The 20,915-nt window shown below is 69.3% G+C and carries 23 protein-coding genes and 1 pseudogene; 8 read left to right on the top strand and 16 right to left on the bottom strand.

Going from position 1 to position 20,915, the window contains the following annotated elements; translation table 11 throughout:
• Nucleotides 1-356: 356 nt before the first annotated feature.
• The gene (locus ACTWQO_RS02760) at nucleotides 357-956 is read right to left on the bottom strand and encodes a TetR/AcrR family transcriptional regulator (protein ID WP_443235563.1); all 600 of its coding nucleotides are present in this window, start codon (nucleotides 954-956) and stop codon (nucleotides 357-359) included.
• 151 nt (nucleotides 957-1,107) lie between these two features.
• Between ACTWQO_RS02760 and ACTWQO_RS02765 the strand changes: the two genes are divergently transcribed.
• Nucleotides 1,108-1,902: an alpha/beta fold hydrolase gene (locus ACTWQO_RS02765; RefSeq protein ID WP_443235564.1), complete on the top strand. Its 795-nt coding sequence runs from the start codon at nucleotides 1,108-1,110 to the stop codon at nucleotides 1,900-1,902.
• 49 nt (nucleotides 1,903-1,951) lie between these two features.
• Nucleotides 1,952-2,323: an antibiotic biosynthesis monooxygenase family protein gene (locus ACTWQO_RS02770; RefSeq protein ID WP_443235565.1), complete on the top strand. Its 372-nt coding sequence runs from the start codon at nucleotides 1,952-1,954 to the stop codon at nucleotides 2,321-2,323.
• 33 nt (nucleotides 2,324-2,356) lie between these two features.
• On the opposite strand, the gene ACTWQO_RS02775 is transcribed toward ACTWQO_RS02770, so the two are convergent.
• Nucleotides 2,357-2,920, bottom strand: a complete 564-nt coding sequence (locus ACTWQO_RS02775) for a DUF2269 domain-containing protein (RefSeq protein ID WP_443235566.1) — start codon at nucleotides 2,918-2,920, stop codon at nucleotides 2,357-2,359.
• A gap of 168 nt (nucleotides 2,921-3,088) precedes the next feature.
• On the bottom strand, nucleotides 3,089-3,427 hold the full coding sequence (locus ACTWQO_RS02780; protein WP_443235567.1) for a winged helix-turn-helix transcriptional regulator: 339 nt from the start codon (nucleotides 3,425-3,427) through the stop codon (nucleotides 3,089-3,091).
• A 49-nt stretch (nucleotides 3,428-3,476) separates the two neighbouring features.
• Between ACTWQO_RS02780 and ACTWQO_RS02785 the strand changes: the two genes are divergently transcribed.
• Nucleotides 3,477-4,370 (top strand): NAD(P)-dependent oxidoreductase, encoded by an 894-nt coding sequence (locus ACTWQO_RS02785; protein WP_443235568.1) that lies wholly within the window; start codon nucleotides 3,477-3,479, stop codon nucleotides 4,368-4,370.
• On the opposite strand, the gene ACTWQO_RS02790 is transcribed toward ACTWQO_RS02785, so the two are convergent.
• Nucleotides 4,339-4,839, bottom strand: a complete 501-nt coding sequence (locus ACTWQO_RS02790) for an HAD domain-containing protein (RefSeq protein ID WP_443235569.1) — start codon at nucleotides 4,837-4,839, stop codon at nucleotides 4,339-4,341. The two genes, ACTWQO_RS02785 and ACTWQO_RS02790, sit on opposite strands and share 32 nt — an antisense overlap.
• A gap of 227 nt (nucleotides 4,840-5,066) precedes the next feature.
• Between ACTWQO_RS02790 and ACTWQO_RS02795 the strand changes: the two genes are divergently transcribed.
• Nucleotides 5,067-5,912, top strand: coding sequence for a nitroreductase/quinone reductase family protein (locus ACTWQO_RS02795; RefSeq protein ID WP_443235570.1), 846 nt, complete (start codon nucleotides 5,067-5,069; stop codon nucleotides 5,910-5,912).
• A gap of 87 nt (nucleotides 5,913-5,999) precedes the next feature.
• On the opposite strand, the pseudogene ACTWQO_RS02800 reads toward ACTWQO_RS02795, so the two are convergent.
• The 5 genes and pseudogenes from ACTWQO_RS02800 to ACTWQO_RS02820 form a co-directional block, all read right to left on the bottom strand.
• Nucleotides 6,000-8,033, bottom strand: a pseudogene (locus ACTWQO_RS02800) (HelD family protein).
• 60 nt (nucleotides 8,034-8,093) lie between these two features.
• Nucleotides 8,094-8,702 carry a TetR family transcriptional regulator gene (locus ACTWQO_RS02805; RefSeq protein ID WP_443235571.1) on the bottom strand — a complete coding sequence of 203 codons (609 nt, stop codon included), beginning with the start codon at nucleotides 8,700-8,702 and terminating at the stop codon, nucleotides 8,094-8,096.
• Nucleotides 8,703-8,735: 33 nt separating this feature from the next.
• Nucleotides 8,736-9,536 carry a hypothetical protein gene (locus tag ACTWQO_RS02810; protein ID WP_443235572.1) on the bottom strand — a complete coding sequence of 267 codons (801 nt, stop codon included), beginning with the start codon at nucleotides 9,534-9,536 and terminating at the stop codon, nucleotides 8,736-8,738.
• A gap of 167 nt (nucleotides 9,537-9,703) precedes the next feature.
• Nucleotides 9,704-11,878, bottom strand: coding sequence for a phosphotransferase family protein (locus ACTWQO_RS02815; protein ID WP_443235573.1), 2,175 nt, complete (start codon nucleotides 11,876-11,878; stop codon nucleotides 9,704-9,706).
• A gap of 265 nt (nucleotides 11,879-12,143) precedes the next feature.
• Nucleotides 12,144-13,016, bottom strand: coding sequence for a winged helix-turn-helix domain-containing protein (locus ACTWQO_RS02820; protein WP_443235574.1), 873 nt, complete (start codon nucleotides 13,014-13,016; stop codon nucleotides 12,144-12,146).
• 173 nt (nucleotides 13,017-13,189) lie between these two features.
• On the opposite strand from ACTWQO_RS02820, the gene ACTWQO_RS02825 reads away from it, so the two are divergent.
• Complete coding sequence (locus ACTWQO_RS02825) at nucleotides 13,190-13,372, top strand: hypothetical protein (protein WP_443235575.1); 183 nt, start codon at nucleotides 13,190-13,192, stop codon at nucleotides 13,370-13,372.
• Here ACTWQO_RS02825 and ACTWQO_RS02830 read toward each other — a convergent pair.
• Both ACTWQO_RS02830 and ACTWQO_RS02835 read right to left on the bottom strand, forming a co-directional pair.
• Complete coding sequence (locus ACTWQO_RS02830) at nucleotides 13,363-14,172, bottom strand: HAD family hydrolase (RefSeq protein ID WP_443235576.1); 810 nt, start codon at nucleotides 14,170-14,172, stop codon at nucleotides 13,363-13,365. The genes ACTWQO_RS02825 and ACTWQO_RS02830 overlap by 10 nt on opposite strands.
• Nucleotides 14,121-14,990, bottom strand: coding sequence for a GntR family transcriptional regulator (locus ACTWQO_RS02835; RefSeq protein WP_443235577.1), 870 nt, complete (start codon nucleotides 14,988-14,990; stop codon nucleotides 14,121-14,123). The genes ACTWQO_RS02830 and ACTWQO_RS02835 overlap by 52 nt, the downstream gene beginning before the upstream one ends.
• A 197-nt stretch (nucleotides 14,991-15,187) precedes the next feature.
• Between ACTWQO_RS02835 and ACTWQO_RS02840 the strand changes: the two genes are divergently transcribed.
• On the top strand, nucleotides 15,188-15,376 hold the full coding sequence (locus tag ACTWQO_RS02840; RefSeq protein WP_301982077.1) for a hypothetical protein: 189 nt from the start codon (nucleotides 15,188-15,190) through the stop codon (nucleotides 15,374-15,376).
• A gap of 36 nt (nucleotides 15,377-15,412) precedes the next feature.
• Here ACTWQO_RS02840 and ACTWQO_RS02845 read toward each other — a convergent pair whose 3' ends face one another.
• Nucleotides 15,413-16,321, bottom strand: a complete 909-nt coding sequence (locus ACTWQO_RS02845; protein WP_443235578.1) for a winged helix-turn-helix domain-containing protein — start codon at nucleotides 16,319-16,321, stop codon at nucleotides 15,413-15,415.
• Between the two features lie 221 nt (nucleotides 16,322-16,542).
• Here ACTWQO_RS02845 and ACTWQO_RS02850 point away from each other — a divergent pair, with 221 nt between their 5' ends.
• Nucleotides 16,543-16,728, top strand: a complete 186-nt coding sequence (locus tag ACTWQO_RS02850) for a hypothetical protein (RefSeq protein ID WP_362952133.1) — start codon at nucleotides 16,543-16,545, stop codon at nucleotides 16,726-16,728.
• 222 nt (nucleotides 16,729-16,950) lie between these two features.
• On the opposite strand, the gene ACTWQO_RS02855 is transcribed toward ACTWQO_RS02850, so the two are convergent.
• Nucleotides 16,951-18,201 (bottom strand): GNAT family N-acetyltransferase, encoded by a 1,251-nt coding sequence (locus tag ACTWQO_RS02855; protein WP_443235579.1) that lies wholly within the window; start codon nucleotides 18,199-18,201, stop codon nucleotides 16,951-16,953.
• 78 nt (nucleotides 18,202-18,279) lie between these two features.
• Nucleotides 18,280-18,888, bottom strand: a complete 609-nt coding sequence (locus ACTWQO_RS02860; RefSeq protein WP_301982081.1) for an RsiG family protein — start codon at nucleotides 18,886-18,888, stop codon at nucleotides 18,280-18,282.
• Between the two features lie 167 nt (nucleotides 18,889-19,055).
• Here ACTWQO_RS02860 and dtd point away from each other — a divergent pair, with 167 nt between their 5' ends.
• The gene (gene dtd / locus ACTWQO_RS02865) at nucleotides 19,056-19,481 is read left to right on the top strand and encodes a D-aminoacyl-tRNA deacylase (protein ID WP_328362084.1); all 426 of its coding nucleotides are present in this window, start codon (nucleotides 19,056-19,058) and stop codon (nucleotides 19,479-19,481) included.
• 4 nt (nucleotides 19,482-19,485) lie between these two features.
• On the opposite strand, the gene ygfZ is transcribed toward dtd, so the two are convergent.
• Both ygfZ and ACTWQO_RS02875 read right to left on the bottom strand, forming a co-directional pair.
• Nucleotides 19,486-20,451, bottom strand: coding sequence for a CAF17-like 4Fe-4S cluster assembly/insertion protein YgfZ (ygfZ, locus tag ACTWQO_RS02870; RefSeq protein ID WP_443235580.1), 966 nt, complete (start codon nucleotides 20,449-20,451; stop codon nucleotides 19,486-19,488).
• 18 nt (nucleotides 20,452-20,469) lie between these two features.
• Nucleotides 20,470-20,907 carry a Fur family transcriptional regulator gene (locus tag ACTWQO_RS02875; protein WP_210577745.1) on the bottom strand — a complete coding sequence of 146 codons (438 nt, stop codon included), beginning with the start codon at nucleotides 20,905-20,907 and terminating at the stop codon, nucleotides 20,470-20,472.
• Nucleotides 20,908-20,915 lie beyond the last annotated feature (8 nt).

Below are 20,915 nucleotides of genomic sequence, written 5' to 3' on the forward strand. Positions count from 1 at the left end.
CGGTGGAGATCATTTCCGGATCCCCTCTTCAGTCTGTGTGCGAGTCAGGTCGTATGCGCGTGCGTCACGGCGCCGTCGCCAGGCCGGGCAGGGCCTGCGCAGGACGGCGAGGGTCCCCGCCGTAATGGAGAGTCGGCTACAGAACGGACCCGGACAGTGCGGTGTCGACCGCCGAAGTCAGGTGCCGCACAGCAGGGTGATCAACGCTGTCCACCGGCGGGACGAGGAGTACGTGCATGACCGCCAGGCAACAGCCGCCTCATCAAGCACGTGCCACTGAGCGCATGAAGCTTCCATGAAGCCAATCGCCGTACTGGCTGTTCCGGTTGGCCTCTGTCAAGAGCTCTCGGCGACTGCTACTGGGCGTCCCGCAGTGCGCCGGCACGCTCCAGCATGGTGAGCCACTGGGCCACGACGGCGTCGATGAAGGCGTCGGTGACCTGGCCCCGGTCGAGGAAGAGCCGGGCGAGGACGGGCCCGTAGAGCAGGGTGAACTCGTCGTCGCTGATCTGGACGCCCGAAGGCTCCAGCAGCTTGTTGAAGTCGGTGTGGCGGTCCTCGCCGATGCGGACGAGCGCCTGGGCGCTGTCGGGGTCGTGGTCGGCCTGGGCGGCGACGGCCAGAGCCGCGGTGCGCACGGCCGGCACGCCGACGCCGGCGCGCAGGCTCTTCAGCCAGGCGGTGGCCACGGCGCCCGCATCGCTGCCCGGTTCGGGGTAGGTGCCGAGGTCGGGACCTTCGAGGACGAGGTCGAAGAGCAGTGCGGCTCGGGTGGGCCAGTGCCGGTAGAGGGTCTGGCGGGTGACGTCCGCCCGCTCGGCCAGCAGGGCATAGGTCAGCCCCGCGGCTCCGACCTGAGGCAGCAGTTCTCGCGCGACGGCCAGCACACGGTTGCGGGTGCGCTGCACGCGCGGGTTGCCCGGGGTCGGCCGGCGGCGATGGAGAGGCTGCTGCATACCGCCACCCTACCCGCAAATCATACATCGAGTGTGATTGAGGCCACAATCCGCGCCCAAATCATACGTTGCGTGTGATAGACCTGGAAAGCAATCACACGCACTGGATGATTCTCATGCGTGACGGCGCCCATTCGAAAGGCGGATGACCATGTCACCTCGCAACCTGCCCGAAGCCACCTTCTCCCGCACGCGCCTCGGCTCCGGCCCCGGCCTGCTCCTCGCCCACGGCGCCGGCAGCAGCCTGGCCGGCACCTACGGCCCCGTCCTGGAGGCTCTCGCCGCCCGCCACACCGTCGTCGGCGTCGACTACCCCGGCAGCGGCGACACTCCCCGCTCCAGCACCCCGCTGTCCGTCGACGACCTCGCCGACCAGCTCATCGCCGCCGCCGACGCGGAGGGCCTCGACCGCTTCGCCGTGTCCGGCTACTCCCTCGGCGGTCCGGTCGCCATCCGGGCCGCCGCCCGCCACCCCGAGCGCGTCAGCGCACTCGTCCTGACCGCCGCCTTCCCGCACCGCGACAACCGGCTCGCGCTCGCCTCCTCGGTCTGGAGCAAGATCGCCGCGTCCGGCGACCGCGAGCTGCTCGCCGAATTTCAGCTCCTGATGGCCCTCGGCACCCAGGCACTGGAGTCGATGCCGGCCGAGCAACTGCGGCAGACCCTCGGCTACGTCGCCGCCGGCGCGGCCGACGGCAGCTCCGAGCAGACCGACCTCGTCGGCCAGGTCGACGTCCGGGACGACCTCGCCGGCGTCAAGGTCCCCACCCTGGTCGTCTCGACCACCGACGACCGGCTCATCTCCACCGCCCTGCACCGCCACCTCGCCGAGACCATCCCCGGCGCCCAACTCGTGGAAATCGCCACCGGCCACCTGCCGATGCTGGAGCGGACCGACGAGTGGCTGCAGCTCACCACCGACTTCCTCGGCAAGCACCACGCCTGAAAGCGCACCACGGGCGGGGGCCACGCCCCCTCGAATTCATGGAGGAATCATGCTCAAGTTCGGCAACCTCGACGAGTCCACCGCCTTCCGCGACCAGCAGAAGGAGAAGGCCGGCCCCGTCACCATCATCAACACGTTTGTCGCCCCGGAAGGCAAGGAGGACGAGGTGGTGGCCGCCTGGGCGGACGACGCGGAGTACATGAAGAAGTCGGGGAGCCTTCTTTCGGTGCAGCTGTACCGGGGCATCGGCGGCAGCCGCCTTTTCACCAACGTCGCTGTCTGGAAGTCCACCGAGCACCTCCGTGCGGCACTCGGCACGCCGGAGTTCGCCTCGCACCTGGAGCGCTACCCTGCCGGCACCGTCGCCTATCCGCACCTGTACCAGAAGTTCGCTGTCGAGGGCATCTGCGAAGGGGAATGACGACCCGGCCCGCCTCTGCGGCGGCGAACGTCGTCACACCGCCTCGACGGAGTCCGATGGGACAGGATTCCCGGCGCTCACAGGCCGGCGGACGGCTGCCCGCGCGTTCCGGCCGCGCCGGGTCAGTCCCCAGGGCTTCAGGATCGAGATCACGGTCATGAAGACATAGGCGGACAGGGAGACGATCGGCCCCATCACGATGTCGGTGGTGTCGGGCACGGACCCGGTCTCGGCGACGGCGGTGACCGTGGCGCCCAGGCCGGGGCGCAGGGCGAAGGCGGTGGCGGTGATCGTGGCCAGGGTCAGCCAGAACTTGGTGTAGACCCAGCGGTGCCGTGCGAGCCCCCACTGGGTGCCCAGGGACAGCAGCAGGCCGGTGAGGAGCGTGAGGAACGCGGCAGGTAGCAGCAGCCAGTCGGCGAACAGCTTCATGGCCCGGACGGATGCCTCGGCGGTCACCGCGGACCCGGTGGTGATCGCGGTGACCGCCAGCGCGAGCAGCCCGAGCGTGAGCCCGAGCCAGCTCGCCGAGGCGACGACATGGACGACGACGGAAGCCCGGCGTGCGGGACGGCTCAGTTTCAGGCTCTGATTCATGTGAAACACGGTGCCGGGCGGGGACGGCGAGGTCGTCTGACAGCGGGAGTAACCGCGCGTACTAGCGTCGGCGTACCGGAGAGGTCCCTCCCGCCCCATCCCGGAGTACCCACAAAAAAGTGGGTACTTGGCAGCGCGCGGCGCCCGGGCGAGGCTGAAGTCGCGAGGTCAGGAGGCGCGGAGCCGGTCCAGGCGGCGGTGGCCCCAGTCGGAGAGGGGAGCGAGGAGTTCGGAGAGTTCACGGCCGAAGTCCGTCAGGGAGTAGACCGTCTTGAGCGGTAGTACGTCGTGCACCTCCCGGTGCACGAGACCGTCGGCCTCCATCTCGCGGAGCGCCTGGGTCAGCACCTTCTCGGTGAGGCCCGGCAGCCGACGGCGCAGTTCGCCGGGCCGCTGCGGGCCGGATTCCAGCAGCCACAGCAGGTTCGGCTTCCACTTGCCGTCGATCACCGCGATCGCGGCGGTCACTCCGCACACGTTCGTGTCCTGAGCACGACTGCGCGTCATCCTCGCCCCCTTTGTCATCAATTGCTGCACATTTTACGGGAGTTGAAGCATGTCTACGTACGACGACCAGTCCGCCGTCACCGTCCTCGGCCTGGGTCCGATGGGCCGGGCCCTGGCCGGTGCCTTCGTCGACGCCGGTCTGCGGACCACCGTATGGAATCGCACCCCGGGCAGGGAACGGGAGTTGGTCGAGCGCGGGGCGTCGGTGGCCGGGTCGGCGGCGGAGGCGGTGGCCGCGAGCCCGCTCACCGTGGTCTGCGTGGTGAACTACGACGCCTCCGACGCGATCCTCCGCGAGGACACCGTCACCGCCGCTCTCAAGGGCCGTACGGTCGTCAATCTCAGCGCCGACACCCCGGACCGCGCCCGGGACACGGCCGACTGGGCCGGCGCGCACGGCATCCGCTACCTGGACGGCGCGATCATGACCCCCACGCCGGACATCGGAACACCTGAGGGCGTCTTCATCCTCAGCGGCCCGAAGGAGCTCTACGACCAGCACGAGCCCGCCCTGTCCGCCCTGGGCGGCACCCACACCCACCTCGGCGAGGACATCGGCCGCGCCGCCGCCTACGACATCGCCCTGCTCGACATCTTCTGGACGTCCATGGCGGGCTATGCGCACGCGCTCGCGGTGGCCCGCGCCGAGGGGATCACCGCCCGCGAGCTGGCACCCTTCGCGCAGGGCATCGGCGCGATCCAGGGGCCCCTGTTCACCGAGTTCGCCGCCGACGTCGACAACGGCACCTACTCCGGCGAGATCAACCCCATCACCTCCGCCGCCTCCACCATGGCGCACATCATCCACACCGCCGAGGGGCACGGCATCGACGCGAGCCTGATGCGCGTCACCGAGGGCCTGGCCCGCCGCGTCATCGCCGAGGGCCACGGCACGGACAGCTTCATGCGGGTCACCGAGCTGCTGGGCCGCACCGCCCGCTGATCCACCGCTGAAGTACCCGGAAGTCCGCGTCGGTCAGCCCGTACCGGTGATCCACGCGATGCAGCAGGGCCCGTACGGGGTGATGGGCGGCCACCCACTCCCGGTCCACGTCGGTGATCTCGTCGTCGACCCAGACGAAGGGCCGCCCGTCCGCCCAGTCGACCAGCGGCCGGGTCTTCCAGTGCAGGCCGCGTGGCTTGCCCTCGCCGCCGCCGGGCCAGTCGACCAGCGGCAGCGGGGGCAGGCCGAGCCAGGGCGCCAGGCACTGGTTCGCGTCGTCCATCCAGGTCGTGGCCCACACCAACTCGCAGTCCAGCGCGGTGAGCCGGGCCCCGAGCCCGGGATCGACGCGGGGCAGCAGCGGATGGTCGGCGCCCTCCGGCAGCGCGAACCGTGCCTCGTACTCCGGGTAGGGCCAGGTCGCCCCGAACGGGATCAGCGTCCCGTCCACATCGAGAAAAAGGAGCATCGTCCAACAGGATCGGACAAATGCGCTTGCCGCGCATCCTCTCCCCCGGTTAACGTCCCGTCCATGACTGCCGGGTCGGCCTTGTGCCGTGAGCGAGTTGGGTGCCCGGCCTCTGAGTGAGGCCATCGCGGGCGAGAGGCCCGCCGCTTCTTTCTCTTCGCCGTATCTCCCGCCCATGCGTCCGCATGGGACATCAGCGATCGAGAAAGAAGTGAGAACACAGACGCATGCCCAACGACTTCAACCAACAGATCATCGACGAGTTCCGCGCCAACAACGGCGCGGTCGGCGGCTACTTCGAAGGCGCCCGGCTCCTGCTGCTGACCACCACCGGAGCCCGCACCGGCACCCCGCACACCACGCCCCTCGGCTTCCTCCCCGACGGCGCCGAACGCGTCCTGGTCATCGCCTCGGCCGGCGGCTCCCCCCGGCACCCCGCCTGGTACCACAACCTCCGCGCCAACCCCCAAGTCACCGTCGAGAGCGGTGCGTTCACGTATCCCGCGCGGGCCGTCGTCCTGGAGGGCGAGGAACGGGACCAGGCCTTCGCGCGGGCCGTCGAGGCGGAGCCGGGCTGGGCGGAGTACCAGGAGAAGGCAGGCCGCGTGATACCCGTGGTCGCGCTGTACGAGATCGAGCAGGACGGCCCACCGAACATCAGGGCGGGCTCTCTCGGCGAGGCGATCAAGGTCATCCACGACGGCTTCCGCCGTGAACTCGCCCTGATCCGCAAGGAGATGGCCGACGGCACCGCCCTCGGCGCCCAGCTCCGCGTCAACTGCCTCACCTTCTGCCACGGCCTGCACTACCACCACACCGCCGAGGACATGGGCATGTTCCCGGTCCTCGCCGACCGGCACCCCGAGTCCGCCCCCGTCCTGACCCGGCTCCGCGAGGAGCACGAGCGGATCGCCGAGCTGGTGGAGGAGCTGCGCGCCGCCGTGTCCGCCGAGGGAGACGCAGCGTCCGCCCGCGCCGAGATCGAGCGCCTGGCGACGGAGCTGGAGGAGCATCTGACGTACGAGGAGGAGCAGTTGATCCCGCTGCTGAGCGCTCCGCTGCAAACGCGGTAATGAGCGCGCGGGCCGGTGGGGGCTGGTCGCGCAGTTCCCGCGCCCCTTCGGGGCGCTGCCGAACCGCACGGACTTCACCGGACCCGCTCAGAACGGCAACGGCCGCCCGTGCACCACCTCCAGCCGCGACACCGCCCGCGTCAGGACGACGTACAGCCGGTGCAGCCCCCGCTCCTCCGCCTCCGCGATCGTCGCCGGCTCCACGGCGACGACGTGGTCGTACTCCAGCCCCTTGACGAGGCTCGCGGGCACGACGGACACCCGGGCACCCAGCGCCTCCGGCCCGCCCACCGCGACCCCGGCCGCCCCGAGCGCCGACCGCACCCGCTCGACATCCACATCGGCGGCGACGACTCCGATGGACCCTTCGCGACCGATCGCGGCCCGCACGGCCTCGACGAATGCCCCAGGCAGATCGCCGGACGCCGCCTACAGAAAGGTCAACTCCCCGTCCCCGCGCAGCGACCGGGCGGCCGGCACGTCCACATCCAGCCGCGCCAGCAGCCGGTTCGCCAGGTCTACGACGGCCCGCGGCATCCGGAACCCGGTGGTGAGCGGCACCACGGCAGCGTCCGGTTTCCCGAGGTGGGCGAGGAGCGCGGGCCAGGACCGCGCGGCCCACGGCGTGGTCCCCTGCGCCAGATCCCCGAGCACGGTCAGCGACCCGAAGGACGCCCGGCGGGCGATGGCCCGGCACTCCATCGGGGAGAGGTCCTGCGCCTCGTCGACGACGAGATGGCCGTACCCCTGGGGATGCTCCATGAGCCCGGCGACCTCGTCGAGCAGGACGAGATCGGCGGCCGACCAGCGTGCGCTCTTCCACGAACGCGGCGGTCGGGCCCACAGCAGCGCCTTCTGCTCGTCGGCGTCGAACACCCCGTCGGCGGCCCCGGCCAACACATCGGCGTCGGTGAGGAGTTCGGCGACGACCTCCTCGGGCCGCACCCGCGGCCATACGGCGTCCAGGCGCTCACCGATCGCTCGCGCCCGCTCGATCTTCCGCACCCAGGCACCCGGCACCGCCCCCGCACGCCGCTCCGCCTGCGCCCGAATGCGCTCCACGATCCGCGTCCGCACCCGCTCCCGCCCGATGACGTACGGCGGCTGCTCGGCCCGCACTCCCGCGACGATCCGCTCGAGCTCATCACCGGACACCCGCCACCGGTACGAACCGTCCGGAACGGCAAGGGAGTCGGCGCTCTCGACCGACACGCGCGCGTACAGCGCCCGCCGCAGGACGTCGGCCATCCGGGCGTCGTGCTTGAGGAGGGCGGCGGCTGGGTCGTCCCTGCCGCTCACCGGATGCCGGGCGATCTCCTCGATGAGCGTGGACTGCCGTACGCCGGTCTCGCCGAGGGCCGGCAGCACCTCGGAGATGTAGGAGAGGAAGGTGCGGTTGGGCCCGAGGATGAGCAGTCCACCGCGCCGGATGCGCTGCGGGTGGGTGTAGAGGAGATAGGCGGCGCGATGGAGACCCACAGCGGTCTTGCCGGTGCCGGGAGCGCCCTGCACGCACACCGACCGGGCGAGATCACCTCGTACGAGATCGTCCTGCTCGGGCTGGATGGTCGCCGCGATGTCCCGCATGGGCCCGACGCGGGGGCGCTCCATCTCGCGGGTGACGATGCCGCTGACGCGCTCCTCGCCACGCCCGAGGTGCTCGTCCTCCATCCCGGTCAGGTCGGCGGAGTCACCGCGGCTGCCGGGGGCCCAGCCGAAGCGCCGCCGGACCACCACGTCCTGTGGATCACGGGCACTGGCCTGGTAGAAGGCCCGGGAGACGGGCGCGCGCCAGTCGACGACGAGGGGCGGGACGGCGGGGTGCTCGGTGATCCGCAACCGCCCGATGTGATAGTGCTGCCCGCCGTGCTCACTGTCGGTCCGGAAGTCCAACCGACCGAAGAACAGGGGCCCTTCGGGCAGCTCACGCATCTCCTTGGCCCGGCTGCGCAGCCGGTATCCGAGCACTTCGGCATCGGCACCGGAGGCGGAGACGTCCTCGCCGGTGACGACATGTTCCTGGGCGCCGTCGACCATGGCGGCGAGGGCGGTGCGGCAGCGGTCGTGGTGGGCGCGTTCAAGACGGAGGGAGTCCTGGAGGGCGGGGTCGGGTGACGTCATTCCAGCAAGCGTACCGGAATAACGCAACCGAGTAACATTTCTTACTGGGTATCGAAGACGTCAGGCAAGATACGGAAACGCGCCTTCCAACTGCGCAAACGCCCGCTCGGCCGCCACGATGGCATCCCGCCGCACCTCCTCCACCGGCTCCCCTCCCCTGATCCGCCGCCAGTTCTCCTGCGCGAGGATCCGCCGCACGGCCACGATCTGCCCCGCGGCCAGCCGAGCGTCCAGATCACCGCCGAGCGCCTCGGCCAGCGCGGCCTCCGCCCGCTCCAGGTGGCCGTACATCCCCGCGACCAGGGCCGGCGTCCCGTACAGCAGCGCATGAAACGCCACCACCTGGGGATGGTCATTCATCCCGGTGATGGGATCACCCCGCTCCAGCCCGTCCAGAAAGTGCCGCCGCAACGCGACAAGGGGCGCCCGGTCGCCCTCACCGACAACCCGCGCGGCCTCGTCCTCGTGATCGGCGATCCGGTACAGGACGAGGTCCTCCTTCGCGGGGAAGTACCGGAACAGCGTCGGCTTGGAGATCTCGGCCGCGGCGGCGATCTCCGCCACGGAGACGGCATCGAAGCCCTTCTCCAGGAACAGCCGGATGGCGATGTCCGACACGGACTGATACATCCGCCGCTTCTTGCGCTCACGCAGGCCGATCTCGCTCATGGGGTGAGCCTACGCATCGCAGCGGCGGTGGCCTCAGCTCGCGTAGCCCTGCCTCCAGGCAGGAACCGTGGCGAGGCTCCAGAGGTCGTCGAAGTGCTTGATCCAGGTGGTGACGGCTTCCTCCGCGGCTGCCGTGCCTTGCCGGGACCAGACGTTGAGGTCGGTTCGAAGGCCCTTCGGGTCGAAGTAGTCCTCGCCCCGGTGGTGCAGACGCGCGGACAGGTCGTACAGGCCATGCAGCACCTGCACGCGGTTGAAAATGCAGATCTTGTCGCGCGGGATGCCCGTATAGCAGCGGTACTCGCACTCGACGACCAGCCTGCCGGTGGCGGTGAGCCGCTCAGCGATGTCCGAAAGTACCTCGTCGTACTCCTGGCAACGCCGGGACATGCGTTCACGGAACGTCACGTCGTCGACCGGCCGTCCGTCGCCGCCCACCCTCGAGGGCACGGTCATCGGCTGCCCGAAGTCCGGGACGAGTATCCGCACCGACACCCTCCGGGTGGGCCCGGGGTTGTCGGACAGGTCCTCCAGACGGTGGTACAGCTCGTGGTAGAGGGTCTCGCCGGTATAGCCGAGGAAACTTATCTCCACTTTCCTGGTCTGGAAGGCCTCGCTGACGAAACTGCCGAGCTGACTGGAGTTCACCAGCGGCCGCGTCGGCACCCGCACCGAGGAGGAGAGCTCCTTCACCGCGTCGTACAGCACATAACCGACCAGGCTGAGCAGTGCGCCGCCGAGATACGCCTTGCCCTCCAGGGCGTCGCCGACCGGCTTCACGAACTGGGCGAGCAGCCCGGTGACGAAGACCAGAGCCAGCAGGAGGCGGGTCACGGCGGGTTCATAGCGCTCCTGAACGCGCCTGAGCCGCCTGCCCACACCGTCGTCGGTCGCTCTGCTCCCCCGTTGAAGCATGCCCCCGCCCCTCCGCACGTCGTCCGCAACCGACGCAACGTCATATGCCCGTGGGCAACCCGCCTTTGGGTGAAGTCATGGTCTCCCTAGACCAGAGCACGGGCAAGATAGGGGTTCGCCGTCCCACGGGCCGGCAGGCCCAGCGATCCCTTGGCCGCAGCCAGAGTCATGGCATACGAATCCACGGCACGGCGTACGTTCGGAGCGTCCAGGCTCGCTCCGGTGACCAGCCGGTCAAGGTCGATATAGGCCGACCGCACGATCTCGATCCAGCGGTACACACGCCAGTCCTTGGCCCAATCACGTGTGTACTCGGAGGGCAGCAGGCGCTCCCACAGCCGGAACATCCGGTCGCGGATCTCCGGCCTCGTCGGGGTGAGGTGCATGTGCCGGACGAGGTCGTAGAGCGGATCCCCGACCACCGCCATCTCCCAGTCGATGATGGTCAGCGCCAGGCTGTCGTCACGACGGACCAGGTTCCAGGGGTTGAGGTCGCCGTGCAGCAGTGCCGGTTTCCTGTCGGTCACCTCGTGACGAGACAGGATCTGCCGCAAGCCGTCTGCGTCGGGCAGCCCCAGCTGCCGGGCCAGTTGCTGGGATTCCTTCGGCAACTCCCTGACCAGAACCAGGAGTTGTTCGGTCAGCCAGCGGTGGAACCCACCTTCGCCGGCCGCGGGGTCGACCCGCTTGTAGTCGACCTCCGTCAGCGCGGCGAGCTGGCGGACGAGCCCGTCCGCCTCATGGGGCAACAGACCGTGGACGGGATGGCTGGGGGGCCGCCCGATGTCATGGGGTCCGACGTACGTGTGAATGGTGAAAGGGTCACCGGGATAGCACCGGCCGAGCGCGAGCGCCCTCGGCGCCGCCACCTGCGCGGGCGATTCCTCGATGGCCCGCAGCACCGCGTGCTCGCTGAGAAAGCTGCGTTCCCGGCGGCAGACGCCCAGCAGCCTGCGCCGTACGACGACGGGAAAACCGATGTCCGGCACCCGGACCGCCGTGTTGAGATGCGCGGTGCCCTTGAACACCTGGCCCGCCGGGGCGGCTCCCTCCGCCATCAATGCGTCCGAGACAGCGGAGTCCGGAAATTCGGGGTGCTCGGGGAGGCGTCGGTCCGGCTCCCAGGTGAAGGCCTGAGCGATCAGGTCCCGGCCACCACCGACCCGCTGGTTCCGCGACGCCAGCCACCGGAAGAGAGCCCCTTCGATCTCGCCCTCGCTCGGCACCTTGCCGAGCCGGAGCGGTCCGGCCGCCGCATCGAGGGCCCGATGCACCTCCACCGTCGCCTCGTCCAGGCTGTTCTGGGTGAAGGACTCCTCCAGCGACCGCGCGGCGCGCATCACGTCCGGGTAGACCGACTGGGCCAGCTCGAAGGCGACGTAGTGGCGCAGATCCCGGGCCAGGCCGTTGACGGCGGCCGGGCGGGTCTCCTGCATCGCCTCCGCCCACGCGTCCACCACCTCGCTCCGCTGATGGGACGGGTACCGCATGCGCACAAGATGCGTCGCGAGGTCATGCAGCGGATCGCCGTAGGTCGCCAGCTCCCAGTCGACGCAGATGAGGGGGGGTTTTTCGGCGGCGTACGGCAGGATCAGGTTGTCCCGGTGGAGGTCCGCGTGGAGCAGGCTGTACGGCCGCCGTGCCATCGCGGGGACCCGCTCGGCCAGGCGGACCATGGCGTCCTCCGGGACGCCGAGCGCCGCGAACAACCCGCCGAATGCACCCCAGTTGGGCCGCCTGATCTGCTGGTCGGCGAGGTGCGCCAGGGTCTGCAGAAATCCCTGGCTGTCCAGATGGTTGCTGGGCCAGGCCTTCGGTAGCGGCGGCAGCACCCCGCGCCGCACCTGGGTCATCTGGGCGAGCAGGCCGGCCAGCGCCTTGATGAGCAGCGTGTCGACGGGCTTGCCGTTGTCGCAGACGCTGGAGAGCGGAACGCCTTCCACATAGCTGTGGATAGCGAAGCCGTCCTGGTTGACGAGGCACTCCGGAACGTGCGGCAGGACCCCTTTGATGGCATCGAGGACCGCTGCCTCGTTCTCCCAGGTCCTGATCACCACGGGCAGCGCCTCGGCACGCCGGATCCGCACGGTCACGGACGTACCGGCGTCACGGTGAAGGAGCCGCGCGGTGGTCTCCGGGAGGGGCAGTACGTAGTTCCGGTTGTGGTGCCCGCTGATGGCTTGCCCCGACAGAGCGGCCTGCTCCACGAACACCCGGTACGCGGCGTCAGGCGTGGGACGGGTATAGAGAGGTGCGCCCACGGGCTGCTCCGGGTATGAGACGGACAGTATGGCAAACGGTAAGCACGGTGGTGGCGTCGCGCACGACAGAGTGGCCCCTGTAGGGCCACGGCGGGCGCATTGCCACCCATCTGCATGAGACCAGCGCGAGCCCGTTCGGAGCTGGCTGGTTTAGCCTCTTGATACGAAAGAAGGCGAGCGTTTGCTCAGTCGGTGCGGGCATGGTAACAGCCTTCGACTGGACTCGATCTCGCGCCCCTCTCGAGCGTGCTTCGAGGGCTGACGGTCAGTCGGTCAGCAACGTCCAGACCGACTCGAACCAGGACTCCATGCTTTCCACGAACACGGACCCGGACGAGTTCTGGTCCGTGTCCTTCACGTGGTGGGTCAGCGTGGCTCCGAGGCCCAGAACGTCGAGGGCATCGATTTCTTCCTCGCCGATCACCACCGGACGCCGGGTGATCCCGTAGAGGCCATGCAGCGCCTCTACCCCATTGAGCAGATAAAGCTTGAACGTCGGCGTCAGCGGAGCATGCCGTATCTGCACATCGACGGACGGCACCAACTTTTCGGCGTGCAGTTCCCTCAGGACGTGGCGCAGCGAGTCCGTGTGCCGCTCCGTGATGGCGCGCAGGCGGGCCTGCAGCCGCGGCGTGTCCTCGTCGATGTCCAAGGCCTTCGGATAGGGCAGTTGCAGGGCCGTAGACGGTAGAAGCATGCGCAGGGCGATGTGTTCGGGACGGATGAAACCGCCCCGGATCCGCTCCGCCTGAAGGCGGATGTGCGCGTCCAGGGACTCGGAGGTCAACGTGTAGACGTCCAGGGTGACTTCGGGCCGCTCGAACGCCTCGCTGATGAAGGGGCCCAGTGTCGCGCCGTGCCGCGACCGGGTCGCCTTGGGGTCCGACGACTGGATGCGCTGCGTGTTGACCACGCGGGTGCCGCTGCCCTGTCGCGGGTCGATCCACCGTTCACCCGCGAGTTCGCGCAGCGCCCGCTGCACGGTGTCCCGGGAGACGCCGAATTCCTCGGCGAGATCGCGCTGTGACGGCAGGAAGGACCCAAGGGGGTAGGTCCCGTCGGTTATCCGGCTGCGGAGCTCGTCGGAGACCTTCTGGAACTCCTTGCCCCCACCGTCGCTGGTCTGCTGTGCGTCCACACCTGGACCGTACCGCTCCCGGTCCGCCGACAAACCATGGTCCGGTCAACTTGGCAGTCATATTGGCCCGTTGGTTAAGGGATCAATCGGACCGGGCAGACCACCTTCAACTCAACCAGTCCAATTGGACGGATAGTTGAGGCCATCCTGGAAGTGGAAGGGAGGTGGGGGGCATGCTGTCGCTCCACGTGGTCATGGAGCTCTTCGAGATCTACCTCGTGCAGCGGGCACAGGCGCAGCTCGGCGTCGTCGGCGTGCTGCTCCTGTTCCTGGTCGGCGTGGGGATCCGGGCGCGACGGTCCGGACTGGCCGTCGGGGCCGCGGTCGTGTTCGTGGTGCTGATGACTCAGGCCTGATCCCGCACCGCGTGCAGTACCGGAAACAGCGACTGCACGATCGACGTGGCTCCGGCCTCCCGAAGCAGCTTCGCCTTGCGGTTGTTACGCGCGTAGCCGAGGAACGGAACCCCGGCGCTGCGGGCGGCGAGGTAGTCCGAGGGGGTGTCGCCGATCATCAGGGCGGCGGACGGGGCCGCGCCCATCACCGTGAGGGCGCGGTTGAGGCAGTCCGGGTCCGGCTTGAGGCGGTGGAGGTCCTGGGTGCGGCCGTAGATGTGGGGGGCGAAGCAGGAAGCCAGGTCACGCCCTTGGAGGTACGCGCTGACCACACGCGGGGAGTTGTTCGTGGCGATGGCCAGGCGGGCGCCCATCGCCTTCCAGGTGCGGATCAGCGGGTCGGCGTACATGGTCGGCATCGCCGAGGAAACGGCCCGCAGTTCCTCCAAGGTGAGACGTTCCTCCAGCTCGGCGACCAGGTCGCTGCCGGGGTGGCGGCGGTCCACGGCGCGCAGGACGACATGCGGGTCCAGCGACTCGCGCTCGGCCTCCGTGACCAGGCCGTGCAGTCCACGGCCCTCCAGCCAGTCCACCAGTTCCACCGCCACGCGTTCCGCCGAGTGCCCGGCGAACAGGCGGCAGACGGGGCCGTCGAAGTCCCAGAGCACGACCCGGGCAGGTTTGATCAGCTCACGGAGCTTCTCCAGCTGCTCCGTGTCGTTCTCGTTCTCTGCTGCCACCGGATCAGTCTGCGTCGTATCAGAAGTCACTAGGGAAGTGTCAGGTCCGTGGTGATGGTTTCCCAGAGGGCGTCGAACCACTTCTGGGATTCCTCCACGAATGCGGCGTCACGCTGGCCGGCCCGCTGGACGAAGGAGAAGAGGAGGGATTCGGTGCCCAAGGTGTCGTACATGTCGAGGGTGCCGGAGTCCGTGGGCTCCTCGCGGCGCGTGATCATGTAGTACGCGATCAGCGCCTCGGCCCCGTTGAGCAGGTACAGCTTCACCGGCGGGGTGAAGGGCAGGGCGCGGAAGGTGACGTGCACGTCGATGCCGTGCGAGGAGCGCAGGGCCAGCAGGTTGTGCCTCAGGACGTGGCCCTGAGCGTTGCGCATGGACAGCCAGCGGTCGTGCACCGACTCGTCGTCGCCGTCGACCGGCGCCGGGAACGCGAGCGTGATGTCCCTGGAGGGCAGCAGGATGCGCACGTCGATCGACTCGGGGCGCACCTTCCCCTCATGGATCCGACGCAGCGGCGAGCTCAGGGCCAGCATCAAGGTCTCGGCGGTCAGACAGGCCGCGTCGATGCGCACGTGCGGCTGCGAGAACGCGTCCGCCAAGCGCGGGGCCAGCCCGACCATCGTCGGCTGGGGCTCGCCCAGCACCGGTGCCGGCTCGGCGACACGGGGCGGGCTGCCCTTGCTGACGTTGCTCAGGAGACCGTCGTCCTGGAGCGCCCGGAGGGCCTGGCGCACGGTGCCGCGCTCCACGCCGAACTCCTCGGCGAGGTCGGCCTGGGTGGGCAGGCGGTCCCCCGCCTTGAGTTCTCCGCCGCGGATCCGCTCCCGCAGGGCGTCGGCGATCTCCTGGGGCGACATTCTGTTGCCGTTCACTGCCACGTTCTCCTGAGTCACGACCAAACGCTACAACTGCGATCCATCTATGGGGAGTTGTCTGCTACTTGTTTATGAGTAGGTACCAACTGGGGACAACCTAGTCAGAGATGGTTACCAACTTGGCCAAGTTGGCGGAAGTTTTGCCTCCTCATCCGGAGACGTCACACACGCACCCCCCACTGCTCGTCCCGCCGCCCAGGAAGCCCGAAGGGGGAAACACCGTGCCTGCCCTCGCCCTCATCTCCGCAGTGTTCGTCGTCGGCTTCGAACAGATGGTCCAGTGGAAGTACGGCGCCACCGGCATCCTCGGACTGCTGCTGCTCACCATCGGTATCAAGGCCAAGAGCCCGGCGCTCAGCTCCATCGGCGCCGTCATGCTCGCCGTGCTGGTCGCGGGGCCCGCTCTATGAGGTCGGATCACACCGCGAACCACCCCGTGGGAGACGTCAGCTCGTGAGCACCAGCTCCGAACTGATCGTCTCCCACAGTGCGTTGAACCACAGCTGCGACTGCTCCACGAACGTGGTGTCACGTAAGCCGCCGCCCTGCTCGAAGGCGAACAGCATGGACTGGGAGCCCTCGGCGTCGTACATCTCCAGGTGCTCGTGCTCGATCTCCTGCTCGCGTCGCGTGAGCGTGTAGTACGCGAAGAGCGCCTCCGTGCTGTTGAGCAGGTACAGCTTCACGGGCGGGGTGAAGGGCAGGGCGCGGAACGAGACGTCGACGTCGATGCCGTGCGAGGAGCGCAGGGCCAGCAGGTTGTGCTGGAGGACCTGGCCCTGGGCGTTGCGCTGGGAGAGCCAGCGGCGGTGCACGGAGTCGTCGTCGGTGGGGTCCACGGGCGTCGGGAAGGCGAGCTCGATGTCGCGGCTGGGCAGCAGGACACGGACGTCGACCTTGGCCGGATTCAGCTGCCCCGCGTGGATCTGGCGCAGTGGCTCGCCGATGGCGAGGGTGAGGTTGATCGAGGTGAGGCACAGGGCGTCGATCTCGACGTGCGTGCCGGCGAACGCGGCCGCGACGCGGGGGGCCAGCGCCACCATCGTGGGCTGGGGCGGGGCTCCGGGGCCGATCAGCGCCCTGCTCAGGTCGGGTGCGACGGTCGCCGGGCTGCCCTTGGAGACGTTGGTGAGCAGGTGCTCCGACTGCAGGATGCGCAGCGCCTGGCGTACGGCCCCCCGCTCGACGCCGAACTCGTCTGCCAACTTGGCCTGGGTCGGCATGCGTTGGCCGGGCCGCAGCTCACCCGACCTGATGCGGGCGCGCAGCTCGTCGGCCACCTCTTGATGTGACTTGGGTGGCGCCTGTGACCTCGCCCGTCCATTGACGGCGGCGTGTTTCGGTTCCACGACCAAACAGTACAACTTCTCGCCATCTTGCGTCAGTTCAAAGAAAGGTGGTTATGAGACGCTTCCAAGCGGAGATAAGTACAGTGGAGTTGGTTACCAACTTGAGCAACATGGTCAAAGCTTCAAGGGGTTGGCCACCAGGGTCGGATCCATCGACCAGGTGGACGGTCCTCAGCAGGGTTCCGCCTCACCGTCCCAGGGCGACCCGTCCCGAAGGAGGGACCGACATGCCGCTCGCCGCCATCGTCCTCGCCGCTCTCGCCGTCGCATTCGAGCAGCTCATCGAGTGGAAGTACGGCCCGATGGGAATCATCGGCTTCATCGCACTGGCCGTCGGAATCAAGGCCAGGAACACCGTCTTCGGCGGTATCGGCGCGGTCATCCTCGTGATGCTGCTCGCCCAGTCCGGCTGAGCACCACACCGGCCGCCCCGCCCAGGATCGGCTGGCCGGGCTCCCTTCCGGAGGGGAGCCGGGAGCCCGGTCAGTCTGCACCAAACGCACAGCCACAACTGAACACCGACAACTGAACAGCAGCGACAGCTGCACACAGGCACAGCCACAACTGAAGAGCACCCACAACTGAAGAGCACAGCTACGGATGAATGGTCCGTCGTCGTCGGCAGGAAGGAGACCTCAGAACATGTCCGGGCACCAAGGCCGCCTGGACGTACGCAGCAGGGCGTCGGCCATCTTGGCGGCGCCCGCTCGTTCTTCCTGGACCCGCCCGAGCGCGGCAAGCCGTACGGCGGACTCGTCGCCCAGCCACAGGGCCGCCAACTCGCCGACGTCAAGCGTGAGTTCGGCGGAGGCGGTGGTGGGCGCACAGCCGGCCCCCTCCGGCGAGGCATCGAGCCGGTACCGCCCGCCGCAGAACCCGCCCGCATCCCGTACGTCGACGACGAGCGACCCCTCCCCGTCGTACGTCCGCGCCTCCAGGGCCCGTACGACATCGAGGATCCGCACCCACAGCCAGTCCGACAGCCCGGCGATCCGGGCGGCACGCGGATCGGGAAGCAGGAACGGCAGCAGATCGTCCGGCGCCCGCCACCCGCTCTTCACCGTCGTGATCCAGTCGATGGAGCAGAGGTAGCGCCACAGGGCCCGTTCGGCCCCCGGGGTGGTGGTGATCAGCCAGTCCACCTGGGCGGTGTTGTGCGGCTGCTTGTCGTGCCAGTTGTCGTCCGACCGGTACGACACAAGCCCCTCGACCTCGCCGGCCGCCGACCGGTACACGGCGAAGTGGGGCTCGGTCCACGACTCGTCGAAGCGTACGGCGCCGGTGTTGAGTTGCCACCACAGGTCTTCGCGGCTGACGGCGCCGGGCCGGCTCCGCCGCAGCCGCTCATGCAGCTCGGGGCCCAGCTTGCGCACGTCTTCGCCGTCGACGAGGTCGATACGTCCGCCGTCCTCCGGCCCCGCCCACCGCGGGTCCAGGCCGGCCCGCGGTACGTCGACGGTCCACTCACTCATCCAGGTGGCGGGCCCGAAGCCGTACCGTCCGTAGATCGGGTACTCGGCGGCGATCAAGGTCGCCACCACATCGCCCCGCTCCTTCGCCGCGGCGAGATCCCGGTCCATCATCCGGGTCAGCAGACCCCGGCGCCGGTGAGTGGCGGTGACGGTGACGGCCGAGATGGCGTCGGCCGGGACCGGCGTACCACCGACCGCCGTCAGCTCCTGCGCGAACGACCGGAACGTGGCGACACACCGACCCCCGTCGAAGCCCCCGAGAAAACGCCCGGCTTCGAACCGGCGGCGACGGACCTCGACCTCCTCCTCCGGCGGCGTCGGCCGCCGCAGGAACCCGGTGTTCACCGCCCGCAGCCAGTCCGGGAACTCGGCTTCGGTGATCGGACGGACGTCGATGTCGGCGCGGCGGGTCATGGGATCACGGTAGGCATACGACGGTGAGGGTGTCGCGGGGTTTTGCCCGCACCTCCCGCACCCCCCGCGCCCCCCGCGTCACGTCAGCAGATCGTCCACCTGTGCCTCGCCCTCCCGGTACCGGCGGGCGATCTCGCCGCTGCAGTCGTCGGCGGTGCGCTGGAGGCGCTGGCGGCGGTGGGAGACCTGCTGCTCGTAGCGGACGAGGCGGCCCATGGCGGTGTTGAGTTCGAGGTCGGTGCGGGCGCCGAGGTCGGAGAGTTCGACCTCGGCGAGCATGTCGGCGGCCAGCTGCCGGTACTCCTCGCTGTGCGGCGTCCCCAGCGTCACATGGCGGGCGGAGGAGCGGTGGCGGGCCGGGGCGTCGGTGAGGATCTCCGGCAGGCGGTCGACGACGGACGCCTGCCCGGCGGGGCCGCGTCGCGCCAGTTCCGCCCGCAGGATGTCGATGCGGCCCTGCAGCAGCCGCCGTACATAGCTCAGGTCCGCCTCGTCCCGCTGTGCGTCCCGGCGCAGTGTGCGCAGCTCCGGCAGGCTCAGCGCGGCCAGGTCGGGCTCGGCCGGCTCGGCGGCCAGCTGCGGCCACAGGCTTGGGCTCGGACTGTCGGTGCGCTGCGTGGGCGGCCGCAGACGCGCGACGTCCGCCGCGCTGACCGTCGGCGGCTGCCCCGTACTCGGTGTGCTCATCTGCCTCAACCGTCCCCTCGACCGGCGTGTGGAAGCATCGTGCCACCCCAAGTGGCCAGTATGTGAATGAGTGCCCCCGATCGGCCCCAGATGGGGGGTTAAGGAGCGATACGCAGTAGCATGCAGCCGCCCGCGGGCCACTCGTGACCGCAAGGCATCATGGGTGCATGCGTGCAGTGGTGCAGAGGGTGGACGGCGCGAGCGTCGTGGTCGACGGTGAGACGGTCGGGGAGATCATCGGCGAAGGGCTGTGCGTCCTGGTCGGCGTCACCCACGAGGACACCAAGGAGAAGGCCGCCCAACTCGCCCGCAAGCTCTGGTCGATCCGCATGCTGCAGGACGAGAAGTCGTGCAGCGACATCGACGCCCCGCTCCTCGTCATCAGCCAGTTCACGCTGTACGGCGACGCCCGCAAGGGCCGTCGGCCCACCTGGAACGCCGCCGCCCCCGGCGACATCGCCGAGCCCCTCGTCGACGAGGTCGTCGCCCAGCTGCGCGCCCTGGGGGCGACGGTGCAGACGGGCCGCTTCGGTGCGCGGATGCGGGTGAATCTGACGAACGACGGCCCGTTCACCGTGCTCCTGGAGATCTAGGACCTCAGGGCGCTACGACCGCTTCCTGCGCCGCGGCCGTCGCATCCGCCACCAGCCGCGCGTCCACCGGCACGTTCCGCTTCACCAGCGCCAGCGCGACCGGCCCCAGCTCGTGATGGCGTACGGACGTCGTCACGAAACCGATCTTGCGCCCGTCGGGCCCGTCGTCCGCGAGCCGGAGCTCCGTGCCGTGCGGCGGCAGGTGCACCTCACTGCCGTCCAGGTGGAGGAAGACCAGGCGGCGCGGGGGCTTGCCCAGGTTCTGCACGCGGGCGACCGTCTCCTGGCCGCGGTAGCAGCCCTTCTGCAGATGCACGGCCGTACCGATCCAGCCCAGCTCGTGCGGGATGGTGCGGTGGTCGGTCTCGAAGCCGAGGCGGGGGCGGTGGTGCTCGACGCGGAGGGCCTCGTACGCCAGGATCCCGGCCGCCGGGCCGGCCTTCTCGGCGTACGACTCCAGGTCCGCGCGCGGCAGGAAGAGATCACGGCCGTACGCCGTCTCGCGTACGACGACGCCCTCCGGCACCTCCGCGATCGAACCGGCGGGCAGGTGGACGACCGCGAACTCGCCCGTCCGGTCGGCGACTTCGACCCGGTAGAAGAACTTCATCGACTCCAGGTACGCGAGCAGCGCGTCCTGGGTGTCGGGCTCGATGTGGGCCCAGGTCGTCGATCCGTCGTCGACCAGGTACAGCGCGTGCTCGATGTGGCCGTGCGCCGACAGGATCAGCGCTTCGGTGGCCTCGCCCGCGGGCAGGTCGGTGATGTGCTGGGTGAGCAGCAGGTGCAGCCAGCTCAGCCGGTCCTCGCCGGTGACGGTGACGACACCGCGGTGCGAGAGGTCGACGAAGCCGGTGCCGTCGGCGAGGGCGCGCTGCTCGCGGAACAGATCGCCGTAGTGGGCGGCGACGCCTTCGTCCACGCCCTCGGCGGGGACGGCGCCGGGCAGAGTCAGCAGAGGGCTCTTCATGGGACCAAGCCTACGACCCTACGAATTGGTAGTTGAATTCTTGAGGGTGCAGTCGCGACACCGGCCGAAGATCGCGAAGTGCTTCATGTCCGTGTCGAAGCCGAACGTCTCGCGCAGCTTGGCGGTGAACTCGGCGGCCACGGAGACATCGGCCTCGATGACGTTCGTGCAGTCACGGCAGACGAGGTGGATGTGATGGTGCCGGTCGGCGAGGTGGTACGTGGGCGCCCCGTGCCCCAGGTGGGCGTGGCTGACCAGCCCGAGCTCCTCGAGCAGCTCCAGGGTCCGGTACACCGTCGAGATATTGACCCCCGACGCCGTCTTCCGCACTTCCACGAGGATGTCGTCGGGGGTCGCGTGCTCAAGGGTGTCCACGGCTTCGAGCACGAGTTGCCGCTGCGGGGTCAGCCGGTAGCCGCGCTGCCGCAGATCGCTCTTCCAGTCGGTGCTCACCACACCGACGA

It is taken from the genome of Streptomyces sp. 4N124 (assembly GCF_052245395.1).
Taxonomy (GTDB): Bacteria; Actinomycetota; Actinomycetes; order Streptomycetales; family Streptomycetaceae; genus Streptomyces.